The organism is Pontibacillus chungwhensis BH030062 (assembly GCF_000770675.1).
Lineage (GTDB): Bacteria > Bacillota > Bacilli > Bacillales > BH030062 > Pontibacillus > Pontibacillus chungwhensis.
The window spans coordinates 140,004-165,348 of record NZ_AVBG01000002.1 but is presented as its reverse complement, the minus strand read 5'-3'; the positions used below and the strand labels follow the sequence as shown (position 1 = coordinate 165,348).

22 protein-coding genes are annotated in these 25,345 nt (G+C 42.0%); 15 read left to right on the top strand and 7 right to left on the bottom strand.

Annotated features, from left to right (window positions below; genetic code table 11):
• Positions 1 to 96: 96 nt before the first annotated feature.
• The 5 genes from N780_RS03630 (at position 97) to N780_RS03610 (ending at position 6,064) form a co-directional block, all read left to right on the top strand.
• Entirely contained in the window at positions 97 to 984 is an 888-nt protein-coding gene (locus tag N780_RS03630) for a LysR family transcriptional regulator (RefSeq protein WP_036780183.1), read from the top strand.
• 176 nt (positions 985 to 1,160) lie between these two features.
• Positions 1,161 to 2,603: a cryptochrome/photolyase family protein gene (locus N780_RS03625; protein WP_036780181.1), complete on the top strand. Its 1,443-nt coding sequence runs from the start codon at positions 1,161 to 1,163 to the stop codon at positions 2,601 to 2,603.
• A gap of 95 nt (positions 2,604 to 2,698) precedes the next feature.
• Positions 2,699 to 3,940 (top strand): aminopeptidase, encoded by a 1,242-nt coding sequence (locus tag N780_RS03620; protein WP_036780179.1) that lies wholly within the window; start codon positions 2,699 to 2,701, stop codon positions 3,938 to 3,940.
• A gap of 383 nt (positions 3,941 to 4,323) precedes the next feature.
• Positions 4,324 to 4,767 (top strand): YueI family protein, encoded by a 444-nt coding sequence (locus tag N780_RS03615; RefSeq protein ID WP_036780176.1) that lies wholly within the window; start codon positions 4,324 to 4,326, stop codon positions 4,765 to 4,767.
• Between the two features lie 64 nt (positions 4,768 to 4,831).
• A complete protein-coding gene (locus tag N780_RS03610) occupies positions 4,832 to 6,064 on the top strand; it encodes a Glu/Leu/Phe/Val family dehydrogenase (RefSeq protein ID WP_232299484.1) in 1,233 nt (410 codons plus the stop codon).
• A 66-nt stretch (positions 6,065 to 6,130) separates the two neighbouring features.
• On the opposite strand, the gene N780_RS03605 is transcribed toward N780_RS03610, so the two are convergent.
• A complete protein-coding gene (locus N780_RS03605; protein WP_036780171.1) occupies positions 6,131 to 6,889 on the bottom strand; it encodes a TrmB family transcriptional regulator in 759 nt (252 codons plus the stop codon).
• 206 nt (positions 6,890 to 7,095) lie between these two features.
• Between N780_RS03605 and N780_RS03600 the strand changes: the two genes are divergently transcribed.
• Positions 7,096 to 8,256, top strand: a complete 1,161-nt coding sequence (locus N780_RS03600; protein WP_036780169.1) for an MFS transporter — start codon at positions 7,096 to 7,098, stop codon at positions 8,254 to 8,256.
• A 188-nt stretch (positions 8,257 to 8,444) separates the two neighbouring features.
• Here the strand turns inward: N780_RS03600 and N780_RS03595 are convergent, their stop codons facing one another.
• On the bottom strand, positions 8,445 to 10,217 hold the full coding sequence (locus tag N780_RS03595; protein WP_036780733.1) for a DNA ligase D: 1,773 nt from the start codon (positions 10,215 to 10,217) through the stop codon (positions 8,445 to 8,447).
• 454 nt (positions 10,218 to 10,671) lie between these two features.
• Between N780_RS03595 and ku the strand changes: the two genes are divergently transcribed.
• Both ku and N780_RS03585 read left to right on the top strand, forming a co-directional pair.
• The gene (gene ku / locus N780_RS03590; RefSeq protein WP_036780165.1) at positions 10,672 to 11,526 is read left to right on the top strand and encodes a non-homologous end joining protein Ku; all 855 of its coding nucleotides are present in this window, start codon (positions 10,672 to 10,674) and stop codon (positions 11,524 to 11,526) included.
• Positions 11,527 to 11,637: 111 nt separating this feature from the next.
• On the top strand, positions 11,638 to 12,651 hold the full coding sequence (locus N780_RS03585; RefSeq protein WP_036780162.1) for an acyltransferase family protein: 1,014 nt from the start codon (positions 11,638 to 11,640) through the stop codon (positions 12,649 to 12,651).
• A gap of 133 nt (positions 12,652 to 12,784) precedes the next feature.
• Here N780_RS03585 and N780_RS03580 read toward each other — a convergent pair whose 3' ends face one another.
• Entirely contained in the window at positions 12,785 to 13,018 is a 234-nt protein-coding gene (locus tag N780_RS03580; RefSeq protein ID WP_036780160.1) for a hypothetical protein, read from the bottom strand.
• A gap of 199 nt (positions 13,019 to 13,217) precedes the next feature.
• Here N780_RS03580 and N780_RS03575 point away from each other — a divergent pair, with 199 nt between their 5' ends.
• Positions 13,218 to 13,880, top strand: coding sequence for a type 1 glutamine amidotransferase domain-containing protein (locus tag N780_RS03575; RefSeq protein WP_198135828.1), 663 nt, complete (start codon positions 13,218 to 13,220; stop codon positions 13,878 to 13,880).
• Between the two features lie 600 nt (positions 13,881 to 14,480).
• Here the strand turns inward: N780_RS03575 and N780_RS03570 are convergent.
• The gene (locus N780_RS03570) at positions 14,481 to 15,848 is read right to left on the bottom strand and encodes a YjiH family protein (RefSeq protein WP_052114869.1); all 1,368 of its coding nucleotides are present in this window, start codon (positions 15,846 to 15,848) and stop codon (positions 14,481 to 14,483) included.
• Between the two features lie 465 nt (positions 15,849 to 16,313).
• Here N780_RS03570 and N780_RS03565 point away from each other — a divergent pair, with 465 nt between their 5' ends.
• The 6 genes from N780_RS03565 to N780_RS03540 all read left to right on the top strand — a co-directional run bounded on the left by N780_RS03565 (position 16,314) and on the right by N780_RS03540 (position 21,969).
• On the top strand, positions 16,314 to 17,285 hold the full coding sequence (locus N780_RS03565) for a YbgA family protein (protein WP_036780158.1): 972 nt from the start codon (positions 16,314 to 16,316) through the stop codon (positions 17,283 to 17,285).
• A gap of 258 nt (positions 17,286 to 17,543) precedes the next feature.
• Positions 17,544 to 18,716, top strand: a complete 1,173-nt coding sequence (locus N780_RS03560; protein ID WP_036780156.1) for an MFS transporter — start codon at positions 17,544 to 17,546, stop codon at positions 18,714 to 18,716.
• Between the two features lie 189 nt (positions 18,717 to 18,905).
• Complete coding sequence (pcp, locus tag N780_RS03555; RefSeq protein ID WP_036780152.1) at positions 18,906 to 19,508, top strand: pyroglutamyl-peptidase I; 603 nt, start codon at positions 18,906 to 18,908, stop codon at positions 19,506 to 19,508.
• A 12-nt stretch (positions 19,509 to 19,520) separates the two neighbouring features.
• A complete protein-coding gene (gene pxpB / locus N780_RS03550; protein ID WP_036780150.1) occupies positions 19,521 to 20,252 on the top strand; it encodes a 5-oxoprolinase subunit PxpB in 732 nt (243 codons plus the stop codon).
• A gap of 2 nt (positions 20,253 to 20,254) precedes the next feature.
• The gene (locus tag N780_RS03545) at positions 20,255 to 21,019 is read left to right on the top strand and encodes a LamB/YcsF family protein (protein WP_036780147.1); all 765 of its coding nucleotides are present in this window, start codon (positions 20,255 to 20,257) and stop codon (positions 21,017 to 21,019) included.
• A gap of 2 nt (positions 21,020 to 21,021) precedes the next feature.
• On the top strand, positions 21,022 to 21,969 hold the full coding sequence (locus N780_RS03540; protein WP_052114868.1) for a 5-oxoprolinase subunit C family protein: 948 nt from the start codon (positions 21,022 to 21,024) through the stop codon (positions 21,967 to 21,969).
• Positions 21,970 to 22,492: 523 nt separating this feature from the next.
• Here N780_RS03540 and N780_RS03535 read toward each other — a convergent pair.
• The 3 genes from N780_RS03535 to N780_RS03525 form a co-directional block, all read right to left on the bottom strand.
• Complete coding sequence (locus N780_RS03535) at positions 22,493 to 23,362, bottom strand: fructosamine kinase family protein (RefSeq protein ID WP_036780144.1); 870 nt, start codon at positions 23,360 to 23,362, stop codon at positions 22,493 to 22,495.
• Positions 23,363 to 23,540: 178 nt separating this feature from the next.
• Positions 23,541 to 24,302 carry an AraC family transcriptional regulator gene (locus tag N780_RS03530; protein WP_052114867.1) on the bottom strand — a complete coding sequence of 254 codons (762 nt, stop codon included), beginning with the start codon at positions 24,300 to 24,302 and terminating at the stop codon, positions 23,541 to 23,543.
• 114 nt (positions 24,303 to 24,416) lie between these two features.
• The gene (locus N780_RS03525) at positions 24,417 to 25,289 is read right to left on the bottom strand and encodes a GNAT family N-acetyltransferase (RefSeq protein ID WP_036780142.1); all 873 of its coding nucleotides are present in this window, start codon (positions 25,287 to 25,289) and stop codon (positions 24,417 to 24,419) included.
• Between the last annotated feature and the right edge of the window lie 56 nt (positions 25,290 to 25,345).

Genomic DNA, 25,345 nt, shown 5'->3' with positions numbered 1-25,345 from the left:
TCCGTTCATTTATGTTACGCTCCTTATGGGTATAAGTTAAATAAATCATGTTAATATAGATTATAAGTAAATGCTTATAGTAAAGAGGTGGTAAAGGTGAATGACACATTTAAAGTATTTATTACTGTAGTGGAGCAAAAAGGTTTCTCTAAAGCGGCTGAATCTTTATATATGACACAACCTGCAGTAAGTCAGTACATTAAGTCCCTTGAGTCTAAGATGGGTGTACAGTTATTGGACCGTAATTATAAAAGAATAGTACCGACAAAAGCAGGGGAGATCGTTTATGAACACGCTAAGCAAATGATCGGTCACCAAGAAACGATGCATCATTTAATTCATGAGTTGTTTAATGAACCAAAAGGTGAGCTCTCCATTGGAGCAAGCTACACGTTTGGCGAATATGTACTCCCTCGTATTATTGCAAAAATGCGGAAAGAGTATCCTTCTATTCACCCAAGGATCCATATTGGGAATACACAGGATGTCGCAAAGCAAGTAGCAAATATGGAGCTTGATATTGGAATTGTAGAAGGCGATGTGGATGAACCTTCTATTCATGCTCATCCATTTGCTGAGGATGAAATGAAAATCGTAGCCTCGATCAATCATCCTTTGGCGAAGAAGAAACATGTAACGTTGAGTGATATAGAACAAGCTATATGGATTACGAGGGAAAGGGGTTCAGGAACGCGTGAAGCAACGGAACGAATGTTTCATAATCTCTCCATATCACCAATAGAGCGCATGGAGTTTGGCAGCACTCAAATTATTAAGGAATCTGTAGAAGCAGGACTTGGTGTCACTTTCTTATCCTTATGGACCATACGAAAAGAGATTGCGATGGATAGCCTTGCTATGATTGATATACCAGAAGCAACCCTGAAGCGAAGCTTCTCCATTTTATTACGCCAAAAACCCATGCACACCAAAGCCACCACCATCTTTCAACAACTCATCCAATCCAACACTTTACCACAATAGAGTCATACAGCGTGCCAGACACCCTTTATCGCTTTAGCGAACAGCAGGGTGTCTGGCACGCTTTGTTGCTTTAACGGGTAATGGCTATGTTGTTGTGCCGGGGGACGCATTGAGAGTTTATGTGGGGGATGTGAGTTGGTTAGGATGAGGGTATAGTTTGGTATAGGAGGTGCCTTATGAATAAGGTAAATGTAGTATGGTTTCGGCAGGATTTACGTTTGAGTGATCATAAGGCGTTATATTATGCACTGAAAGACGCTGAGCAGTCAGGGGCTAAAGTGATTGGGCTGTTTCATATTCATCCGTCTCTAAACGATGAGTTTACGATTCGTCATGATTATTTCTTCAGGAGTCTAGAAGATCTTGTTCATCAAGCCGCTGATTATCAGTTCCCGGTTCATTTTATTACAGGGAAAGCAGAAGAAGCCTTTCAGCAATTGCTTGATCAAGACTTTACGGTTCAATCCGTATTTTATAATAAAGATGAAGTCGGTTTTGGCCGAGAGCGCGATCAGTCGGTTAATAAGTGGCTGGAAGCTCAAGACATACAAGTTGAAAGCTTTGTAGATGCTCATATTCACGGGGCTGAAGAAGTTCACAAAAAGGATGGGGGCCATTACAAAGTATTTACGCCTTATTACCGAATGTGGTCCTCTTTAGACAAGCCTGCAGTGTTTTCTGTTGATAAGAAGAAGCTTTCAGAGTTAGGGGCCGATTTCACAGATCAATTTCAGGAAGGGGAGGAAGCTTTCCGAGATTTGCTTTCAAAGTGCACGAAAGAATGGAAGCATATAGGAGAGCGCTCAGCCATTCAGCGACTGGCCCATTTTCTCCACAATAAGGTGCACCAATATGAAGAAAATCGTGACTTCCCTGCGAAGAATGCTACGAGTATGGTTTCGCCATATTTAAAGAATGGTGTACTTTCTCCCCGTACGGTCTATCATAAAGCGATGGAAGTGAAAAAGGAGAATGGTGGGGAGTCAAAAGGATTAGAAACGTACATCTCTGAAATTGCCTGGCGTGATTTCTATAATATGATTCACTACATGTATCCAAACAGTAAGCATGAGGAAGTAAGTGAGCAGTATCAAGGCATCGATTGGAATCAGGATGAAGATTACTTTGAAAAATGGAAAGAGGGTCAGACAGGTTACCCAATCGTTGATGCAGCCATGCGTCAGTTAAATACAATCGGATGGATGCACAATCGTCTGCGTATGGTTGTAGCTTCCTTTTTGACGAAAGATTACCTCGTTGATTGGCGAAAAGGAGAACAGTATTTTGAAGAACGCCTTATTGATTATGACGCTTCTTCAAACATCGGGGGATGGCAATGGGCGGCATCTACAGGCACAGATGCTGTGCCGTACTTTCGCGTATTTAATCCAACCCGGCAGTCTGAACGTTTTGACCCAGAAGGAGAATTCATCAAATCCTATCTTCCTCAACTAAAAGATGTACCTAAGAAGTATATCCATGAGCCTTCTAAGATGTCAGCAGAAGAGCAGGAGCAATACAATTGCAAAATAGGTGAAGATTATCCTGAACCAAGCGTCGATCATAAAACGATGCGTAAACGGGCGATTGAAGTTTTTGAAAAACAAAAGGATTCCTAATGAACGATAAAACCTTGCCTAAGTCCCCTTTACTAGGCAAGGTTTTGAAAATATGAAATAATAAGAAAAAAGCGATTGATGGAGGGAATGTTACGATGAAGCCAACAGAACAACAGTTGCAAAAATATGCTGATCTTGCGATACATACGGGTGTTAACTTACAAGAAGGACAAGCTCTAGTCATTAACTCCAGCGTAGAAAATGCTGAGTTTGTTCGTATTGTAGCAAAGCGAGCGTATGAAGCAGGAGCGAAGGATGTGCACGTTCGTTGGTCTGATGAGGACCTAACGTACTTGAAGATGAAGAATGCTCCAATGGAAGTATTAGAGAATGTACCAGGATGGAAAGTAGATGAAGTAATGAGTTATGCAAAAGACGGTGCTTCTGTTCTTTCGATTTATGCTCCTAACCCTGATCTGTTAAAAGACATCGACCCAGCTCGTGTTGCTGCAGCCAATAAAGCTGGCGGACAGGCAATGAAAGAATACCAGCAGTATGTAATGAACGATAAAATTACGTGGTCCATAGTATCTGTTCCTACTGTAAACTGGGCGAAGAAGGTTTATCCTAATGCCACTCAAGAAGAAGCAATGGATCAGTTGTGGGATCAAATCTTTAAGATTACAAGAATCGACCAGGAAGACCCAATCGCAGCTTGGGAAGAGCATAACGCTACATTACGCAAAGCTCGTGCTTATTTAAATGAAAAGCAGTACAAAAAGCTTGTATACAAAGCTCCTGGCACAGATTTATCAGTACAGCTCGTTGATAACCACATTTGGCATGGAGGAGATACAAAATCTCAGGACGGAGTGAAGTTTAATCCAAATATGCCTACTGAAGAAGTATTTACAATGCCGCATAAAGAAGGTATCAATGGTACCGTCACGAGCACGAAACCATTAAATTATGCAGGTAATCTAATTGAAAACTTCACACTTACATTTGATAACGGAAAAGTTGTAGACTTTAAGGCAGAAGAGGGAGAAGAAACGTTAAAACTACTCCTGGATACAGACGAAGGAGCCCGTCGTTTAGGAGAAGTAGCATTAGTCCCACACCACTCTCCAATATCCCAGTCAGGTCTGATCTTCTTCAACACGTTATATGATGAGAATGCTTCATGTCACTTAGCTCTAGGCGGCGCCTACCCTACCAACGTAGAAGGCGGATCTAACATGACCGAAGACGAGAAAGCCAAACATGGTGTGAACGAAAGCATGGTACACGAAGACTTTATGATGGGTTCATCCGACATGGATATCGACGGTGTCTATGAAGATGGCACAACCGAGCCAATCTTCCGAAACGGAAACTGGGCCATCGATTTTGAATAAAGAATGAACGAAAAAGCCCAAGCCTTGTGTTTGGGCTTTTCTTCTTTTTCTTAGGCTCTGTTAAAGTTTAATGTTATTTTTATTCTAGGTTCGTTTCAGGGCAGTACGATATGACATGCTTCCGTTACTACTAATATGGCAATGGTGGTTCGGGAAATTGCGAGACTCCTGCGGCAGTAGGAGCTTAGGGGAGACCCCACAGAGAGCGTTAGCGAACGAGGAGGCTTCCCAGCTCGCCGCGGAAAGCGAGTGATTTCCCGAGCCACCTTAAGCTCAATTAAGCAAACGGAAGCATACTCTTAACTTACATAGTGAAAGGACTCACATGGTTCCCAAATATTCGGGGAATCTAAATACCAGAACAGAAACAAAGGATGAGGAACATGAGTGATAAACAAGTAGAAGATTACCTGCAAAATGGAATCTATGGCACACCTGAAACGAAGCCGTCTGAGAGGAAGCGTTTCTTAGGAACCATTCGGGAACGAGTGGTTTTCGCCCTTACTAAAGGTCAGGTGATGAATAAAAAAGGTATACAAGAGATGGAAGCGAAGATAGCAAACAACAAAGGTGCACATCTTCTCATAAACGGCAAAATCAGTTCACGATACTATAAGAATTATCGTGACTTAGCTTTGAAATATGGGCTGGAGTATACAGTTGTTAATAACAAAGAGGCAGATTCAGATTTGGGAGCAGTCCTTACTTACGAGCATGCCGTCGATCATGAAGAAATTTTTTTACAAGAACATAAATCCCAACAGAAGCCAGCACCGAGGGGGAATTTCGTGAAGCGTTTTCTTAATTTCTTAAGAAGAACACCATAATTTGGTTTTGGGGGACTCTCCTTTGGGAAGAGGTCTTATAGACTAAGACGAAGGAGTGACCTCTGTGAGTACATTAGATTGGTTAAACAAACAGATCAACGAGGTAGTAGAAGAGCTGGATTTATCCTCTTCCGTCTACCAAATCTTGAAAGAACCGAAGCACTGCATTAAAGTATCGATTCCCCTTGAGAAGGATGACGGTACTGTAGAAACCTACACAGGCTTTCGCTCTGTTCATAGCGATCTACTTGGGCCAGGTAAGGGTGGCATTCGCTTTCACGAGAATGTAAGCGAGGAAGAAGTTGTGGCCCTTTCCATGTGGATGACAATGAAAACTGCTATTCTAAAACTTCCTTTTGGGGGAGCAAAAGGTGGCGTTCAAATTGATCCCAGCACACTCTCTAAACGCGAGCTTCAACAACTAAGCCGCCAATACATCCAGCAGATTGAACCTGTAATAGGTCCACAGAAAGACATCCCGGCCCCTGATGTAAATACAAATGGACGTGTCATGGGCTGGATGATGGATGAATTCTTTAAATTAAGAGGACGTAATATACCTGGATTTATTACAGGGAAACCTCCGGTGATAGGAGGTTCTGAAGGGCGTGTAGAAGCAACCGGAAAAGGCGTGGTTATTAATATATTAGAAGCCTTGAAGAAATTAGATATGGACGCTGATCAGGCAAAAGTCGCCATTCAAGGTTTCGGCAATGTTGGTTCCGTTACAGCGAAATCTCTTTCAGAAAAGGGCATGAAGGTTACCGCCGTAGCTGACGTGGATACGCTTGTTTATGACGAAAATGGACTTGATATCCCTGACATGCTTGAATATATGGAAGACAACCAGTCTCTAAAAGGGTACGCAGAAGAGAAGGACCCGAAAGAAATCTTTGATATAGATTGTGATATTTTCATTCCTGCAGCGCTTGAGGACCAGATTACAGAAGAAACAGCGCCAAAGATTAAAGCGAAAATTGTGGCCGAAGCAGCAAATGGCCCAACTACGGAAAAAGGGGACGATATTTTAGCCAAAAATGGCGTGTTTGTTATCCCTGATATTCTATGTAACGCAGGAGGCGTTATGGTATCTGCGTTTGAATGGATGCAAAACGATATGCACGACCATTGGGCAAAAGAAGTCGTTAATGAACGCTTAGAGAAAGACATGTCTACTGCCTTTCAGGAAGTGTACGACATGAAGGAAGAAATTGATAAAAGCATGCGCCATGCTGCGTTCTACTTAGCAGTGAAGCGGTTAGGTGATGCCATGTACGCACGCGGTTGGGTTGTTTAGGAGAAGAATGGCTTTACGCATGTACAAACAAAAACCCCGTCCACTATAGTGGACGGGATTTTTAGGTTAATAGCGCAACTTTAACAGTAATTCTCGAATAGAAGGATCCTCTAGGATGGTATCACTATATTTTTTAGTGATCTCTGTTAAAGCAACATCATGATAGAAAAATTCTTTGAAGAAGGTCACAAGAGGACGAGATTGAGTCTGTATGGCTTGCCATGCGTTTTGTTCAATACCAGCAAAAATCATTTCCTGGTTATCGATAATGAGAGTACGACTTCTTTCTAATGTTTGATGCATGGAGTTTGGTACCAGGATCGATACATTAGCGATGCTTGTATCCAATTCACCAATCGTATGGATTTCAACCTGTCCACCATTTCGGTCAAACTGTTCAAGAATAGGGAGGTGAACACGTAAATCATCTGCCCAGCCTGAAATGATAATGGAATCCTTTGCCCCTTGAATCATTTCTTTTTGAACAGCTTGAATGGATTGATCATCCTTCAATGTCCATACTCGATCATCTGAGGGCGCCTCTGTTATAGGAACATTTCTTAAATGCTCGACGTTGGCTTCAAAGTCAGATTTTAGTTTGTCGATTGTGGATTCAATGGGTAAGGCAGTATATTGTCTTTTCTTATCAACAGTTGACTCCAAAATCATTCCTTTTTCACTCATTCGTTGAAGCACTTCATATACCTTCGAGCGCGGAATGCCTGAACGCTTTACAATCCCTGTTGCGTCCAATGGCTCATTCACAGAAATAAGTGCCTCATATACTTTGCTTTCATACTGTGTAAATCCAAATGGTTGAAGCATGATTCATTAGCTCCTTACGTTCTAGTCGTTAGTTCTATCTTAGCATACCAAGCGCGAGATTTCGTTTCACATGAGAAGCTGTGGTATAAGTCGGTCTTTTCTTTCTGCAAAATTTTAACTCATAGGTGGGGAGATTTAGGTCTTGTGCTTTCACCATTTTAAAGTTACCATTATGGTGGTAACTTAAACGGAGAGGACGAGACATTATGGATAAGCGTGTCTATTTGTTAACGATCGTCGCCTTTGTCGTGGGCATGGTCGAACTTATTATAGGTGGTATTTTAGATTTAGTAGCAGGAGATCTTGGTGTTTCAGTAGGGAAAGCAGGTCTTTTGATCTCGATTTTTTCAGTTGTATTTGCGATTGCTGGCCCTGTCCTATTAGCTTTAACTGCTAAAATTGAACGGAAGAAACTGACCTTATGGACACTCGTTGTCTTCTTGATAGGGAATTTAATTGCTGTATTTGCACCGTCTTATTCGATTTTGATGGCAGCTAGAATGGTTTCAGCTGCTAGTGGTGCATTGCTTGTCGTTCTTTGTGTGACGCTTGCATCTAACATTGTAAGTGAAGCATACCGAGCAAGAGCGATTGGGATTGTATTTATGGGAATCAGCGGTTCGCTCGTATTAGGAGTTCCTTTTGGACTAATGCTTGGGAATGCGTTTGGATGGCGTGCTCCTTTTATCCTTATTACAGGCTTAACATTGCTTTCGATGGCCGGGGTTTATTTCTTTATGGAACGTATTGCACCTAAACCTTCTATTCCGATGAAAGAGCAACTGAAGACGTTAAAAGATAACAAGATCCTATTTGCCCAAATGACCTCTTTTCTGTTCCTGGCCGGTCATTTGACGTTATACGGATATTTAACCCCTTTCTTAAAAACAACAATGGGTCTGAATGGAACATGGGTTAGTATCGTGTACCTTATATTCGGTGTAGCAGCCGTACTAGGTGGGGGCATAGGTGGTATGTTAGCTGATCGATTTGGTACGAAACCTTCTGTATTAGGGATTATTGCCGTATTTGCGGTTTCGATTTTCTTAATTCCTTATACAACATTCTCGTTCCCACTCTTCTTAATCGTAATGGTCATCTGGAGTATGCTCAGCTGGGCCGTAACACCAGCTCAACAAAGTTATCTGATCGAATCAGCCCCTGAATCATCAGACATTCAGCAAAGCTTAAACAACTCAGCGCTTCACCTGGGTATTGCCCTTGGATCGTCAATTGGAAGTATTGTCATTGAACAATCATCAGTAGAATACAACGCAACAGTGGGCGGTATCTTCATCGTAATCGCTCTAGCCACAGCCGTATTTTCAATGACCAGAAACCGCAGTGAAGTAGCCGTAAGTGAATAAAAGTAGAAAGACCTCGTTCCTTCCAAAACGAGGTCTTTTTTATGAGTTAGATAGAGACGTTTCCCTCAGCTTTAATGGAGCGTAAGGTGGTCCTGGAAACTACTCGCTTTCCCGCAGGAAAGCGAGTTGTCCCCAAGCCTTCCCTAGCCTTCCCATACGCTAACAGACCTACCCTTAACAAAAGCAGGTTAATCTTCCTCGATTAGTTCTTTAACCAACTGTAAATCCTGCGTTTCACGTGCTTCCTGGTAGGAGGCAAATGGGCACCCTCTAGTTTCCACGCGTTCTAAAACATTTCCAATATGAAAATCAGCTGGATCTAATGATTCATTCACTTCTGACCAGTAGAGAGGTGTTGCTACGCTTGCGCCTTCACGGCCACGTGGTGAATAGGGGGCGACGATGGTCTTTCCTTCTGCGTGTTGGACGTAATCAATGTAAAGTCGGTTCCCTCGCTTTTTCTTTAATCGCTCTGTTGTAAAAAGGTCTGGCTCCTGGTTAATGAGTAATTGTGCGACATGTTCAGTGAATAAGCGGGTTTCTTCATACGTTAAACTTCCTGCTTGGATTGGAATATGAATTTGCATCCCTTTCCCGCCACTTGTCTTCACATAAGCTTCAAGGTTCAATCGGTCAAAGATGATTTTAAGAAGGTTGGCAGCCTTTATAGCCAGAGAGAAGGATTCTCTGTCAGGAGGATCAAGGTCAAATACAATCTCATCTGGGGCTGATGCTTGTACAGTCTCAAATGGGATGTGATATTCAATGGCTCCTTGGTTCCCGTGCCAGAGTAGAGAATTCAAATCGTTACAAACCATGTACGTTTCCTTAGATCCTTCTATACGATTTACATAGTCTGGCGCATAATCTGGCAAGTGTTTTTGAAAGAAAGACTCCTGATTAATCCCATCAGGAAATCGAATGACCGTTAACTTCTTATCTTTTAAAAATGGAAGCATGTAAGGAGCAATCTGCCTTAAATACAAGAGGAGATGTCTTTTTTGAAAATGGGAGTCTTTCCACAGTATTTTCTCTGTATTTGAATAGTCCACATGTGGAAAAAGGGCTAAATCCCACTCGATTTGCTCCCTTGTACATTCTTCTGGGGATAACTCAAGTAAAAATGAAGAAAACATGGGCTCGCGTAGATCATTCTTCTGCGCATGGAGACAGTTGATCCCTACACAGATGCTCGGCTCAAGCGTATAAACACCCGCGGTTTTATCACCTTTATTTGTAAAGAAAGTTTGAAGAGTTTGTTGATCCTCTGTGGACAGACCATGCTTTACAGATCCTACATCCACAATGTTATCCCCGTTATACACAGCAGCAGTGAAATACCCGTTCTCAGGCTTGTAGGTTGTTAAGAAAGCTTGAATGGTTCTCCAATTTTTAATTTTGATCCAATCTTCACTTCTTTCACCAGGTTTGTACAAGCTCTTTTTATTCTTAGCGACTAATCCCTCTCCCCTATGTAAAAAGACAAGATCTTGCACCTCTCGAGCGTCCGAATAACTGTCCACAACATGTACACAATGCTCCCACTTAAGAAGCCTATCTCGTCTTTTATGATAAGGAGAGTTCGTATAGGATTCCTCTTTTTCCTTGAGGAGGTCAAATGCTAAGAAAGTCGCAGGGCGCTCCTCAGCCGCTTGCACAATAGACTGCTCACTCCTCATCCGATTTCGCTTCTGCAACAAAGGGAAGTGACTTTGAAAAGGTGTATTCAGTATACAAATCTCTCCATCTAATAAAAGCGGAAGGTCCTTTTTAACAGAAGATGTCTGCTTGGAAAGCTCACTAATAATCTCAGGAAAACGATCAGACAAATCATTCCCATTTCGGCTCATCAACCTCACACCATCCTCCGCCCAATGAAGCAAAGCTCTGAACCCATCATATTTCACCTCATAAACCCAATCCTCTCCTGTAGGTATGTCTTCTAAAAGCGTTGGAAGCATTGGCTGCAAAATAAGAACCTCCCTTTTTTAAATGTTTTTTGGAATATATTCATTCAAGAACAGGGCAGTGTACACGAACTGAGATGATGTTTCTGTTAGCTTGAAACGAGCGTAAGGCGGTGCGGTAAATCACTCGCTTTGCGCGGCAAGGGTTCTTCACTCCTCCCTCATTTATGCTGTGGGGCCGTTTAATAAAATTTAGCCAGGGGTGTCTTGGGAACGGGGAGACTCCTGCGGGAGAAAGAGGTAGACGAGACCCCGGACTGAACGGAGTGAGGGAGGAGGCTCGACAGCTCGCCCGCGGAAAGCGAGTCGTTCCAAAGACACACCCCAACCACCCAACAAACGTAACGGCCCCTTTCACTTTAGTGTACGTAAGACAACATGATTTACTCACACTCAACATAAAACCCACCCCATTAGCAAACGCTAAAAGAAAAAGGAGAGTGAAGACGTGCATACAATGTGGAAAGGGACCATTAGCTTTGGACTTGTGAACATCCCGGTTAAATTACACTCCGCAACAGAGAACAAAGATATTAGCCTACGTCAGCTCCATGAAGAGTGTAAATCACCTATTGAATATGAACGTACGTGTCCAGTTTGTGAAAGAGAAGTTGAGAAAGAAGAGATTGTGAAGGCGTATGAATATGCAAAGAATAAGTTTGTTGTATTGGATGATGAAGAACTAGAGGAGTTAAAGAAAGAACAGACAGATAAGGCTGTTGAAATTATGGACTTCGTAAAACTATCCGACATTGATCCCATCTATTTTGAAAAGAGTTATTACCTTTCTCCTGACGAAGGTGGAACAAAGGCCTATTCACTTCTGAGACAAACCCTTTTAGATACGGAAAAAATCGGGGTAGCTAAGATCATCATCCGTTCTAAGGAACAGTTAGCTATGGTAAGAGTGTATGAGAACACATTGGTGATGGAGACCATCCACTATCCGGATGAGGTAAGGGATGTGAAGGAAGTTCCGAATGTCCCGGAAGAAACTGAATTAGGGAAAAAGGAATTAGAAACGGCTAAAACCCTCGTAGAACAGCTAACAAGTGAATTTGATCCTGAACAGTATAAAGACGATTATCGCCAAGCTTTATTAGACCTTATAGAAGCGAAGAAAAATAATGAAGACATATCTACTGCTGAACCAAAGCCAACACCTGATAACGTCACAGATCTAATGGAAGCACTAGAAAAGTCTCTTGATAAGAATCAGAAAAAGACGAAAAAGAAAACAACGAAGAAGAAGTCTGCTAAAACAGGGAACGAGCAGAAGTCAACTTCAAAAAAAACCTCTTAATAATAAACATTACATTTCCATTTTACGCATTTTACAATTTGGTAACATCCTCCTTAAAACCCCCACCTTTTACGAATGTCTATAGTAACCGTTCTGAAGGAGGGGGTTACTTTGAAAAGGGAAGCCTATTTCGACAATGCGAAATGGATTTTAATGTTCCTTGTTGTATTTGGCCACGTCATTCAGCCGTATAAGGATCAACATTCAATATATAGTGTTCTTTACCAGTGGGTTTACACATTTCACATGCCTGCATTTATTATTGTTTCAGGTTATTTCGCTCAAGCCACGATGAGCAAAGCGTATGTGGGAAAATTATTTAAAAAACTCCTGCTTCCATATTTAAGTTTTCAAGCTATTTATACAATCTATTATGCTCTAATTGGAAAGTCAGGATGGTGGAAGCCTCCGTTTGAGCCACAATGGGCGCTTTGGTTCTTAGTTAGTCTGTTTTGCTGGCATATTATGCTTTATTGGTACAGGCGACTACCTAAGCACGTAGCCATATTTATCTCTATTCAAATCGGAGTGTTAGTGGGATATATGAGTGGGATTGATCATTCGTTCAGCCTATCGAGAACTTTCGTGTTCTTCCCGTTTTTCCTTATTGGTCATTGGATTGGCTCAGACGAATTAAATTGGCTTCGTGAAACAAGAACCAAAGTGCTAGCTCTTGGAATCATGCTTTCTGTAGCGTTAGCCATTATATTTGGACCAACATATGAAACTGAGTGGTTCTTTGGCTCAAAATCTTATGTAACCCTTGGAATGCCAGAGTGGGGAGGTCTCATGCGATTCGGAAGTTATATAGTAAGCATACTAATGGCGTTCAGTGTACTATCCTGGATCCCAACAAAAACGTACACATGGACAAAGTATGGAGCCTATACTCTTTATGTCTATTTATTGCATGGCTTCGTCGTTCAAGTCATTCGTGAGCACGATCTAATTTCCGTTTATTCCCCTTTTGATTTAGTTTATTTAGCAACGTTTTCCCTTTTATTAATGGGGCTCTTCGTTTCTAGACCTGTCGTATCCTTTGTTTCCCCAATTATTCAATGGAGCTCAATAGGCTGGAAGGTAAGGAAGTACCCTGCAAAGGTACACTCAGGTTCTTCATCATAGGGAATATGCTGCTTATATAAATAAATGGATTAAAAAAGAGGCGTCTCTATTAAGAGGCGCCTCTTTTCCATGCCTGCCTGTCACATAAGGACTTCCTTAAAAGGGATACAGACAGTTACCCAGCCCATACCTATTACACACTTGTTGTACTTTTTACGTAGTGCCGGAATTCTGGCCCTCTCTCAATCAAAGAAGGATGCCCGAATTCCATAGACTCGATGATGCTTTCTTCAGAATATCCAGTGAAAAGGGAAAGGGTCTGGATACTCGGTTTCCTGGCTCCACGCCAATTTTTCACCCATTCTTGGGTCTGAAAAAATATGATTAAATGCCTTCGGTGAACAGAATACGGACGTTTTTGTTTCAACTGTTCAACTCTCCTTTTCTTTTGTTATAGAAAGAGGTGTAAGATATGGTAGCTGGGTGATTACGTTTTAACTTCCCAAATGGCATCTTCTTAAACATGTATAGGATATGCAACATGACGTTTAGAAACGTTTATTTGGTGTAAATAAAGTAGTAGAGACGAAGATAAAAGCGTGTTGGATAAAAGGAGTGTGTAAAAAGTGGCAAATAAAATGTTAATGATCGTAACGAATGCAGGAGTGCTAGACGATGATCATCAAACAGGCTTATGGCTTTCAGAGTTTGCTGAACCTTATATGGAATTTACACAAGCAGGATATGACGTTACCGTAGCAAGTGTGGCAGGTGGCGAAATTCCGATTGATCCGAACAGTATTTCTGGCGAGGAGCCGGATGAATGGGAAGGGGTAATGGAACCTCTAAAAGATACTGCAGTCCTTAGCGATGTGAACCCTGAAGACTACTCAGGGGTATTCTTGCCAGGTGGACACGGTACAATGGTAGATTTCCCGGACAACGAAGCTATTAAGAAAGCTCTGCAACCTTTCTTTGAACAAAACAAAGTAATTGGTTCCGTATGCCACGGTCCTGCCGCTTTTGTAGGCGTAACGGATCATAGCGGGAAGTCATATATCGATGGGATGCGCCTGACAGCCTTCACTAACGCCGAAGAGAAGGACCAAGGACTAGACGGAAAAGTACCATTCCTTCTAGAGACCCGACTGACAGAGCTCGGTGCTACTTTCATGGCTGAACCAAACTACACGGAACATGTTGAAGCAGATGGAAATCTTGTAACTGGACAAAACCCACAATCAAGCTTAGCCGCTGCTCGCAAGGTTGTTCAAAAGCTTGGTCAATAATGTGTAAACCGTAACCTAATGAAGGCTTTGCCTCTCAGGGGGATACGTTTTATAAAGGAAGGCAGGGGAGTCATCCCCTGCCTTTTGTTATGTTTAATAGTTAGGCTCGGGGTATAAGCCTTCTTATATGGAAGACTTGAAACTGAAATAGAGATGTTTTGAGATAGATGGAGAGAGGTTTCCGTCAGCTTTAATGGAGCCTAAGGTGGGCCTGGAAATCACTCGCTTTCCGCGGGCGAGCTGTCGAGCCTCCTCGGGGAAACCACCCTGCGGGGTCTCGTCGACCTCTTTCTCCCGCAGGAGTCTCGCAATTTCCAGGCCCACCTTTGCCAAATGAGGAGAGACGGAAACGCGCTATATTTGTGGGATGGGGGGCTGAGGAGTAACTATAATAAGCAGGTCCTTTCCCCTGCCCAAGCTCTTTTATTGCAAAGGACCTATACTGACTAAATGTCTCAGCTTCGAGTCTTCAATAATCATGCCCTATTCTTGAACAAGCTTGTTATAAAGAATAACAATATTAAGCTTTAACAGAGCCAAGATATAATTAAAAACCCCCGAAAAGTTATGAAACTTTTCGGGGGTTTTTATAAAACATTCTTAGAATATCCAATGAGCTACAAGTGTAATGACAGGCAGTGTAATGAGAGTACGTTCAATGAAGAGAATGAATAGCTCTTTAAAGTCAATTGGAATCTTAGATCCTAATACAACTCCACCGACTTCTGACATATAAATAAGCTGGGTAACAGAAAGAGCAGCGATAATGAAGCGGGTCATTTCACTTTCGATTGAGCTTCCGAGCAGAGCTGGAAGGAACATGTCAGCAAAACCAACTAGAATGGTTTCAGACGCTGCTGCTGCTTCTGGTATTTGCAACAGTTCTAATAAAGGAATGAACGGCATTCCGATCCATGAGAAGAACGGTGTGTGTTCTGCAATGATGAGTGTCACGGTTCCGATTGCCATGATAATTGGTGCAACACCCATCCACATGTCTAAAATATTTTGACAACCTTGTTTGATAAACTGAGGAAGGCTAGGCGCCTGCTTTGTACGTTCGACTGCCTTGTAATATCCCCATGTAAGAGCGTTATAGCCTTTTGGCGTTCCGGGTTCAGGTTTCTTTTCCTCACCATTAACATAAGAATCTTCTTTTCTTGATAAAGGTGGTATGCGGGGCATGATGATTGCTGCAATGACACCTGCTAAAAGAACCGTTCCGTAGAATGGAGCAAACATATGACCCAACTTTACCTGATCGATTACAACTAAGGTGAATGTGATTGAAACGACTGAGAATGTTGTCCCTACAACAGCAGCCTCACGCTTTGTATAATGCCCTTCTTCGTACTGCTTGCTCGTTAACAGAACCCCGATGGTCCCATCTCCAAGCCAAGAAGCTAAGGAGTCGATGGAAGAGCGACCTGGAAGCGTGAAAAGGGGACGCATGATTTTGGTTAATAAGATACCGAAGAATTCAAGCAGTCCAAAATTTAAAAGCAGTGGCAAGAACATTCCTGCAAATAGGAAGACAGTAAATAAGATGTGTAACAAACTACCCTCTCCACCAAGCAGAAGCCCTCCGGTAGCGCTTGAATAAACTTCTTCTGGACCTAACTTGTAAAAGGTCATAATGGCAAAGACAGCCCCGACTACACGGATGATCGTCCAAGACCAAGGGACGAATAAAAGTCCAGTAAAGAACGGTGATTTCTTTACAGCCTGTCCATTTGTTAGCTTCGCGATGAGCGTCAGAATGGCTGTAATGGTAATAATAAACGTCATGATCGCAGGTAACTGACCTTGCAATGCTGTTTGAAGATTAGATGCAAAATGTGCAATTGGGATCGTGATACTATCTTCAAATTTTATTGGCGTCATAAATAAAAGAATTCCGATAAGAGATGGAATAATAAATAGAAAATGATTCATTGGTTTGAACGGAAATTTATTTTTAGAGTTCATGGTTCTAATCCTCCAGGTACACAGTATATCCGACATAAAAATGCAACAAAATTCATTTTAATACATACAAGGATGAAATGCTAATAAAAATTTATGGAAGTGAATAGTTATACGTCATAGAAACAATGCAACCATTAGGCTCTGTTCATGTTTACTATTGTTAATTTTATAACAAGTTCGTTCAAAATTAGGGTGGTAATCTTGAACGAATCGAAATTGAGACACTTGTTCAGGATGGGTCTGTTGCCAAAAGAGTGATTTCCAGGCCCACCTTAAGCTCCATTAAAGCAGACGGAAACTTATTTCAGAAAGCGATTACGAATTCATTATAAAATAACATCGGTCTAAAAGAGAAGTCATGAAATAATCGGTTCCAGGAAACAATAGAAACTATTGAAATTCGAATAGAACGGGAATGGACTCTACAATGAACCTACACTATTTCTAAAAATGAGGGATTTTGATATGCGGACTTTTGCAACACCTAAACTTGTCGTAAGTAAATGCTTAGAGTTCGATCATGTGCGATACAATGGCGAACTCATTCCGGACAAAGTGGTTCAACGATTAATGCCATATGTAACATTTATACCTGTATGCCCTGAGATGGAAATCGGGCTAGGTGTTCCACGTGACGTTATTCGGATTGTTCGAGAAGGGGAGGAAGAGCGTCTAATGCAACCTTCAAGCGGGGATGATTTAACAGATGCTATGACTCATTTCGCTAAAGGGTTTCTTAGTTCTTTACCGGATGTGGATGGCTTTTTACTTAAGAACCGATCACCTACGTGTGGGATTCAGGATGTAAAAGTTTATGACAAGTTAGAAAAGTCTCCAGTAGTCGGAAAGACAAAAGGTCTCTTCGCTCAAGAAGTGCTAAATGAACACGAAGCTTTAGCGATTGAAGAAGAAGGACGACTGAAGAATTTCCGAATCAGGGAGCATTTCTTTACGAAACTTTTTACTTTAGCAAGCTTTCGTGAAATGAAGCAAACACCATCTATGAAGGACCTGGTCGCTTTTCATTCTGAAAACAAATACTTATTTATGTCTTACAACCAAAAGACATTAAAAGACATGGGGCGAATTGTAGCCAATCATGATCAATTATCGATTGAAGAAGTTCTGGATGCTTATGAAGAAAAATTAGGTTGGATGTTAAGAAGGGCTCCAAGTCGAAAGTCAAATGTAAACGTATGTCAGCATATTTCGGGGTATTTCAAAAACGAGCTGACAAGAGGAGAAAAGCAATACTTTCTTGATGAATTGGATAAGTATTATGATGAAAAAATACCGCTTAGCACGGTGCTAGGTATACTAAAATCATGGGTAATCCGCTTTCAGGATGATTACTTATTAGGACAAACCTATTTTCAGCCCTACCCAGAAGACCTTGTTGAAATAAGTGACTCAGGCAAAGGAAGAGCCTACACATAAACGCACAAAAGCGCCCAAGAGGCGCTTTTGTGCTGTATAAGTATAAAGGGTGTCAGACACGCATTCGCGCTTCACCGCGGTGAAGAGTAGATGCGTGTCTGACACCCTTTATTATGTTAAAGAAAATCGTGAGATAAATTTTTTCTTATAGGTAAACGTTGTCATTATTTTTTGGAGTTTTAGATAGAAGTGTGGTGGGAATCACTCCATCAGAATCACTTACTAAAACTATACCAAAATAGTTGGAGGGCCTGAACGATGTCAACAAAAGGAAAAAGCATACACGCCCTGGTCATATTAATGTTTACCCAGTTTATATCTGGTGGTGTAACAAATACAAAGGGGATCGTTTTAGACCAAGTGGAGAAAGATCTTGGTCTGGATATGAGTCAATTTGGTCTTGTCGTATTTATATTTCAGCTTGGATTTACATTAGCAAGTTTACTAATTGGTTATTATACCGATAAAAAGGGCTTAAGAATTATGACGATTATCGGTTCAATCGTCATGGGTATTGGGTTCCTTGGAACAGGAATTGCTCCTAATATTACGTTCTTCTTAGGTTTCTATATGATTGTCGGTTTTGGACTTGGCTCGCTTGGAGTCGCATCAAATGCAATTATTCCATCCGCTTATCCAGATAAGCAAAATCGAATGTTTAACTTAGCCATGGGTGTTTATGGTCTAGGTATGGTTGTATTTCCACAGTTCTTAAACTTCATGTTCCAATTCGCTTCATGGAGATATTTCTATATCGGAATTGCAGCCAGTTTAATCGCAGTTATTATCTATGTAACATCTACTAACTTCCCGGATGGCCGTGCTGAGAAGATTGATATTAAAGCATTCATTCCTATGCTGAAAGACGCACAGTTTGTGTTCTTAATGGTCTTCTTAATGCTTGAAGTGTCAGCAGAGGTTTCCTTCATGAACTTCTTCCCATCATATCTTAAAAGTCTTGATTTAGGAGGAATGTCAACGGCTGATAAGGAAGCAATGGTGGCAGGAATCCTGTCCTTATTCTCTGTATTCTTTATGATCGGACGTTTAGGGGTAGCTTATCTAACGAATTGGCTAAATGAACGCATTATTCTAATCGTATTCTCACTAGGTTCTGTTGTTATGATTGGGATCAGCTTCCTATTCGCAAACAGCTTTCCTTGGTTATTCGCTGGTGCAGGGTTCTTCTTCTCCACGCTATTCCCGACCGGTACAGCCTTTGGTACATCTATTTCAAAAGCAGGAGGATCAGCTCTTGGTTTAATCTATATCGCAGCCGGAATTGGCGGTGGTATTGCAGGTTATATCGTCGGAATTGCATCAGAAATGTTTGGCAAAACAGGCGGCTTCAGCGTCGTACTCATTTTCCTTGCACTAATGACCTTAACCACATTCTTTATGGATACCAACAAATCAAACCAAGCCAAGTAACATCAGCTCTCTAATAGAGTAAAGCGTGCCAGACACCCTTTAGCTAGCTAAAGGGTGTCTGGCACGCGCTGTTTTGGTAGTGAGATAAAGGATTTCCTGTCATCGGGTTAGGGTGGCAGGATTTTTATATGGGCGTATGGAATAGGGTTTAGGAGTGGATTATTCCATACTTGAGGAGGAATGACAGCGATGAAGAAACTTCTTTTAACCGGTTTTGAACCGTTTTTAGACTTTCCGGTTAATCCAACGATGAAGATCGTCGAGGAGCTTGACGGGCAAGAAATCAATGGATATCAAATAGTGGGGAAGATTTTAACGGTAGAGTTTAATCAATCTGGAGAACAACTTGTTCATCATATTCAGGAAGTTGAACCAGATGCCGTAATTTCTCTTGGTCTAGCAGGTGGTCGATACAAGATCACACCAGAACGTATCGCTATTAACTGTAATGATGGGGATGCTGATAATTCAGGAAGAACACCACGTGATGAGTGGATCGAAAAGAATGGCCCTGATGCAATCTTCTCTACTTTGCCTATTCGTAAAATGGTAGACCGATTAACACAACAAGAACTACCGGCTGATATATCAAATACAGCAGGTACATATTTGTGTAATAATGTCATGTATCAAGCCTTGTTTTATATACAATCTCACAATTTGAATACCCAGGCAGGATTTATTCATATACCTGCTTCTCACGAATTAGCTATCAAGCATAAACGGATCCCGAGTTGGTCCCATCGTGATTTGCTTCAAGGTGTTAGAACATGTATCGAGAGTATAGAATAGCAGGTGATAATAATGAGAGATATACAGTACGTACCGTTTGGAGAAAACGGGATTAAGATCGTTTTTCCAAATCATATTTCACAAGAAATACATGAACGAATTCTCAAGCTTTACCAATCTGTTAAGCGGCATACAGTAGAATCCATCACAGATATTGTACCAAGTTATACAGTATTGACGGTTTATTTTAATGAGACACTAACTTCTTTCAATCAAATGAAAGAGAAACTAGAGAGCATATGGGCTTCTGCAGATGCAAGGGATGAAACACCCTCTTCAAGAGTAGTCACCCTCCCTGTATATTACGGCGGAGAGGTAGGAGAGGACTTGCCAAAAGTCGCTTCAGCCAATAACTTTTCACAAGAAGATGTCATTAACCTTCATTCTTCGAGAGATTACCTCACGTATATGATTGGCTTTTTGCCTGGTTTTCCTTACCTTGGAGGGATGGATGAGCGTATTGCTACTCCTCGTCTAGAGAAGCCTCGTGGTCGGGTTGAAGCTGGGTCTGTAGGCATTGCGGGAAGCCAGACAGGGGTCTATCCTATTGGGGCTCCAGGTGGTTGGAATATTATTGGTCAAACGCCAATCCCAATTGTTGACTTTACTAGAGAAGAGCCCTTTTTGATTGAAATGGGTGACTATATTCGTTTTCGCCCTGTTCAACATAAGGAATATGAAGAAATTAAGCAACGGATTAAGAATGGATCTTACACCATTGAAATCGTAGACAAGGAGGCGTAATAATGACGCAACTAGATATTAATGCAGACCTTGGAGAAAGTTACGGCGCCTTTCAAGTAGGGGAAGATGAGCAATTAATGAAAGTAATCACGTCCGCAAACGTGGCTTGTGGATTCCACGCAGGTGATTACAATGTTATAGCAGATACAATCGAAAGAGCTAAGTCAGAAGGAGTAGCTGTTGGCGCGCATCCGGGCTTTCCTGATCTATTTGGTTTTGGTCGCCGTGAATTTAATATGAGTACGAAAGAGATTTATAATTTGATTACGTATCAACTGGGTGCGATCGCTGGAGTGTGCAAAGTGAAAAATGTGGAACTTCAGAATGTGAAACCGCATGGCGCTTTATACAACATGGCAGCCAAAGATTATGAGATGGCAAGCTCAATCGCAAAGGCTGTGCGGGATTTTGATTCGAGTCTCATCCTATATGGTCTTAGTAATAGTGAACTCGTACGAGCAGGCCAAGACATGGGGCTGAAGGTGGCTCAAGAAGCATTCGCCGATCGGGCCTATACATCAGAGGGATACCTTGCCCCGCGCTCAATGGAAGGATCTGTGATCTCGAGTTTAGAGGAAATCGAGAAACAAGTCCTCTCCATTGTTCAAAACGGCTGCACAACATCTCTTGATGGAAAGCAAATTCCGTTAGAGGCCCAAACGATTTGTTTTCATGGAGATGGAGATTCAGCTTATCATCATGCAGAACACATTAAAAGCGTGTTAGAACATCACAATGTTAGCGTACAAAAAGTGGGGGGATCCTAAACGTGTCCTACCTATTATGTTCAATAGAAAAAGCAGGGATTTTAACAAGCATTCAGGACCTGGGACGCTTTGGGTATCAACATTACGGTGTACCGATATCAGGGGCGATGGATAAGGTTGCCCTTCAAATTGGGAATGGATTAGTCGGAAACGATTTGGGAGCTGCTTGCTTGGAAGTGACCATGGGAGGCACAACCCTCCAAGCATCTCATGATCATCTTGTTGCCATAACAGGAGCAGACTTAGATGCAAAGTTGAACGGACGAAGAGCTCCTCTGTGGTCCACATTTATTTGGAGAAAAGGAGACACCCTTACATTTAAAGGACCTGTAGAAGGAATCAGAGCTTACATAGCGGTTCAAGGAGGATTAGATTCTGATTCAATCTTAGGAAGTCAATCGGTTTATGAACGAGGGCAAATGGGGCGTCATATTCAATCAGGGGACCAACTATATAGCCATTCAAACCAAATCGATCGTAAAAAGATAGGTCTGAGTCACGACAAGCGCCCATCCTACGATAAAGACATTGATGTACGGATGGTTGTAAGCCAACACGAATCCTATATAAAAAAAGAAAGTATAGAAGCGTTCTTTAACACAACGTATACAGTCTCTGCAGGAGACCGTATGGGCATTCAACTAGACGGAGAAGCAATGACCTTTCAAGATACAGGAGACATTATCTCCGAGGCAGTCACATTCGGAACCGTACAAGTTCCTTCAAGTGGAACTCCTGTCATCTTAATGGCTGACAGTCAAACAACAGGAGGCTATGTCACCATCGGTAATATCATTCGAGCTGACCTATGGAAAATCGCCCAGCTTCCACCAGGTGGAAAGATCAACTTCCATAAAATTTCCCATGAAGAAGCGAGAAAACTCTCCAAAGACCTCCACGCCTTTCTCTCTTCCTTACAAAAAGAAGCCAAATATATCCCATCCAAATAAAAAAGCGCAGCTAGCTATCCCAGCTGCGCTTTTTGGGCTAATCAAAGTTCGAAGGTGATGCGCTTATGGTTGGCCCGTTACAGTATAGGGGCTAGGACTTGCTGGGGAACAACTCGCTTTCCTGCGGGGAGCTGGGAAGCCTCCTCAATCGCTACGCGCTTTCCGGGGTCTCCCCTATGCTCCTTTCCCCGCGGGAGTCTCGTCGTTCCCCAGCAAGTCCTGACGTTAATTGGATAAACGGACCACGTACTTATATTATTATAGATATTTTCAAGCCCCTTGAACCTCACATATAACGCGTTTCCGTTTACTCATACTTGGAAAAGGTGGGCCTGGAAACTGCGAGACTCCCGTGGGCAGAAGAGTCTAGGTGAGACCCCGGAGACCGGCTTTGCCGGTTGAGGAGGCTCACCAGCTCCCCACAGGAAAGCGAGTGGTTTCCAGGCCCACCTTAGACTCAACTAAAATTAACGGAAACTTTCTCAGCTTCGAGTCTTCCATATAAGCGGCCTTATATGGATAATTACCCCACATAACGCTTCAAGATACGATCCACGCTACCGGCATAGGCCTCACCGAACAAGTTCAAATGAGCGAGCAAGTAGTACAACTGATAGAGAGGCTTGATATCCTCATAATTCTCAGACAAAGGCATTTCTTCCTGATACGCTCGGTAGAATGCTTCTGAATAACCTCCAAATACTTCAGTAAACGCTAATTCAAAGGCATGGTCACCGTAAAAAACAGAAGGGTCGATTAAACAAGGTTCTCCATTTGGCCCAGCCATCCAGTTTCCGCCCCATAGATCTCCGTGCAGTAAAGAAGGTTTCACTTCATGGGTGAGCCACTGAGGCAAGCGTTCCATTAGCTTTTTTAACCGTTGCTTTCTTTCTAGTGGCAACTGTCCTCTTTCTGCAGCTATATTAAATTGAGGAACAAGGCGATAGTCGTGGTAGTATGTTGTCCAGTCCCCTACAAGGCGATTTGGTTGTGGTAGAGCCCCAATAAAAGTATCTTCTTCAAAGCCGAACTTCTCTCCGTAAGTTTTATGCATGTTGGCGATCCCGCGTCCTAACCGCTCTTCCGTATCACCAGTTGGTTCCCCTTTTAGCCACTCCATCACGAGCGCAACTTGCTCATTTCCTGCTGGTTCACCATAGTAATACACCTCTGGTACACGGATTGCTTTCGTATCACGAATGAACGAAAGCCCCTTTGCTTCTACGCGAAAGAAATGTTCAGGAACGTCTTTGTTTGTTTTTACGAAGTATTCTTCTTCTTTTGTGCGAACATAAAAGGCCTGGTTAATGTCACCGCCAGATATTGATGTTGTTTCTTGAATAGAAGACGTGTCTCCAATGGCTTCTAGTGATTGCTGAATTAATGGATTCATTACGTTCACTCCCTGCTAGTTCTCTTGTGTTCATTTTACACTCTACCTCTTCTAACACGAACCATAACGTGTAAAAGAGTGTTTTATAGAAGGGCGCATCTTAGGTGAGTCCTGACTTTAGTACTGAAAAAGGACCCGGAGCATTGGCTGCCGGGCCCTATTCACATACATACTTCTTTTAAGATAAAGCGGTTTCGTGCCCCACTTTAGAATGGGATTCTCTAAATTCTTTTGGCGTGACGTTTGTATACTTCTTAAACAAGGAGGTGTAGTAGCTTTGGTTACAGAATTGAAAGAGGGTAGCAATATCGGAAATAGGAGTAGTAGTGTGAAGAAGGAAGTATTTGGATTCCTCAATTCGTTTTTGATTGATGTACTGAACGACAGATACGCTTACTTCTTTCTTAAACAAGTGAGACAAATAACTTGGACTAACTAAACTATTCTGAGCAATTGAATCGAGTGTAAGATCATCTAAAATGTGGTCATGAATAAAAGCAATGGCTTGATTAACCACTTTACTGTACGGAAGAGTCTCTTCTTTGTTGAGGCGCTCAATAAACTTCGTCAGCATGTCTCTTTCTAGCTGAAAGAGTTCATCAACATCGTTAATCTTTTCAATCTGTTCCAAGTACTGATCGCTCAACAAGAACGCATCTTCTGGTTGAACACCACTATGAATAATCGTGCGTGTAAATAGGGTGCAAGAACTAACGAGGACATTTTTAACGGAACGCAGGGTTGGATTCGGCGATATAATCGCTCGTTCTTCGTTTATGGAATGTAAGAGTTGATGGGCTTTGTTAGGATCCCCTTGTGAGACAGCGACAAGAAGTTGGCGTTCCATCAGATAGGATGGATGTAAGTAATCATGGTTGCGATTCTGTAAGCGAACTTTCATAAACTGTTCAATTGTGGCCTGTTTAATAGACGTACTCATTATGTCACCTACAAATCTAGTTTTTTAACGATTTTAATATAATTGTAAGCGATTTCGCAACAAAATCAAGACGTTTTGAAATATTTTTTGTAAAATTGGAAAATTTAATCTTTTTCATCCTTGGTTAATCGTTTTAGTGTACGCAACAATCGTTGTGTGTTCCTGAAAACCAAGCTCTTTGTATAACTTCTCGGCTTGAGGGTTCGTAGACCGTACAGGAACGGTTACAAAAGATAAACCTTGCTCTAGGAAAGCTTGATGGCAAGCATAACGGATTAAGGCTGAACCAATGCCTTGACCTTGTTCGCTATCTTCAACCTGAAGAAAGCAAATTTCACCCTCGTCCATACCTTCAATTCGTTCAAAGAAGATATACCCTTTTACGGTGTCTTTTTCTTTATAGCACCATAATGAAAAATGCGGGTCTTGGATTAAATGAGTCATCTCTGATGCGTTGAAATAGGCTGCATCTGGGTGCAACTGCTGCAATTTATTAAAGGACCCTTCGTAAGGGACTACATGTTCACTAAGGGGAGTGGGTAGGTGAGCTTGTTTAGGGAGAATCAAGTTTTTCTCCCGGTTATAAAGATGAAAACCATTTGATTCACAAAAATGAAGAACGTCTTGGTTTTCCTCAAAGAAAGCGACTTTTAGCTCCGAGTATATGTTTTTCCATTCTACGAGCGCCTTTTCCCAAAGCGCTTCCATCACGTTTGAGGCATCTTTTCCATAGGCGAATGGGCCGAGTAATCTCCCTACCTGTTCCCCTTCAAACGGCTCTAGTCCTATAAAGCCTTTTATATTTCCTTCCTCCAAAGCGACCCAAGCATGGGGCTCGTTAAATGGGAGTAACGCTCCTATTTGTTCTTCAATCGCACTCGGTTCTGATTCCAACCAGGCAATATAGTGAATGTCCTGTTCGTTACATTGAGCTAGCCACTCGCTTACAGCGGTGAGCTGGTCGTCTTGCAGAATTTGAATTTCCATAGTGACCTCCTGACGTTTCTTTAGGTTTTGGATCCGGCTCATATAGGGAACATCCT

Excerpts from the sequence above, each read along its gene's own strand:
- N780_RS03625 (WP_036780181.1), top strand. The coding sequence starts at position 1,161 with ATGAATAAGGTAAATGTAGTATGGTTTCGGCAGGATTTACGTTTGAGT.
- N780_RS03620 (WP_036780179.1), top strand. The coding sequence starts at position 2,699 with ATGAAGCCAACAGAACAACAGTTGCAAAAATATGCTGATCTTGCGATA.
- N780_RS03615 (WP_036780176.1), top strand. The coding sequence starts at position 4,324 with ATGAGTGATAAACAAGTAGAAGATTACCTGCAAAATGGAATCTATGGC.
- N780_RS03605 (WP_036780171.1), bottom strand. The coding sequence starts at position 6,889 with ATGCTTCAACCATTTGGATTTACACAGTATGAAAGCAAAGTATATGAG.
- N780_RS03600 (WP_036780169.1), top strand. The coding sequence starts at position 7,096 with ATGGATAAGCGTGTCTATTTGTTAACGATCGTCGCCTTTGTCGTGGGC.
- N780_RS03595 (WP_036780733.1), bottom strand. The coding sequence starts at position 10,217 with ATGCTTCCAACGCTTTTAGAAGACATACCTACAGGAGAGGATTGGGTT.
- N780_RS03570 (WP_052114869.1), bottom strand. The coding sequence starts at position 15,848 with ATGAACTCTAAAAATAAATTTCCGTTCAAACCAATGAATCATTTTCTA.
- N780_RS03565 (WP_036780158.1), top strand. The coding sequence starts at position 16,314 with ATGCGGACTTTTGCAACACCTAAACTTGTCGTAAGTAAATGCTTAGAG.
- N780_RS03560 (WP_036780156.1), top strand. The coding sequence starts at position 17,544 with ATGTCAACAAAAGGAAAAAGCATACACGCCCTGGTCATATTAATGTTT.
- pcp (WP_036780152.1), top strand. The coding sequence starts at position 18,906 with ATGAAGAAACTTCTTTTAACCGGTTTTGAACCGTTTTTAGACTTTCCG.
- pxpB (WP_036780150.1), top strand. The coding sequence starts at position 19,521 with ATGAGAGATATACAGTACGTACCGTTTGGAGAAAACGGGATTAAGATC.
- N780_RS03545 (WP_036780147.1), top strand. The coding sequence starts at position 20,255 with ATGACGCAACTAGATATTAATGCAGACCTTGGAGAAAGTTACGGCGCC.
- N780_RS03535 (WP_036780144.1), bottom strand. The coding sequence starts at position 23,362 with ATGAATCCATTAATTCAGCAATCACTAGAAGCCATTGGAGACACGTCT.
- N780_RS03530 (WP_052114867.1), bottom strand. The coding sequence starts at position 24,302 with ATGAGTACGTCTATTAAACAGGCCACAATTGAACAGTTTATGAAAGTT.
- N780_RS03525 (WP_036780142.1), bottom strand. The coding sequence starts at position 25,289 with ATGGAAATTCAAATTCTGCAAGACGACCAGCTCACCGCTGTAAGCGAG.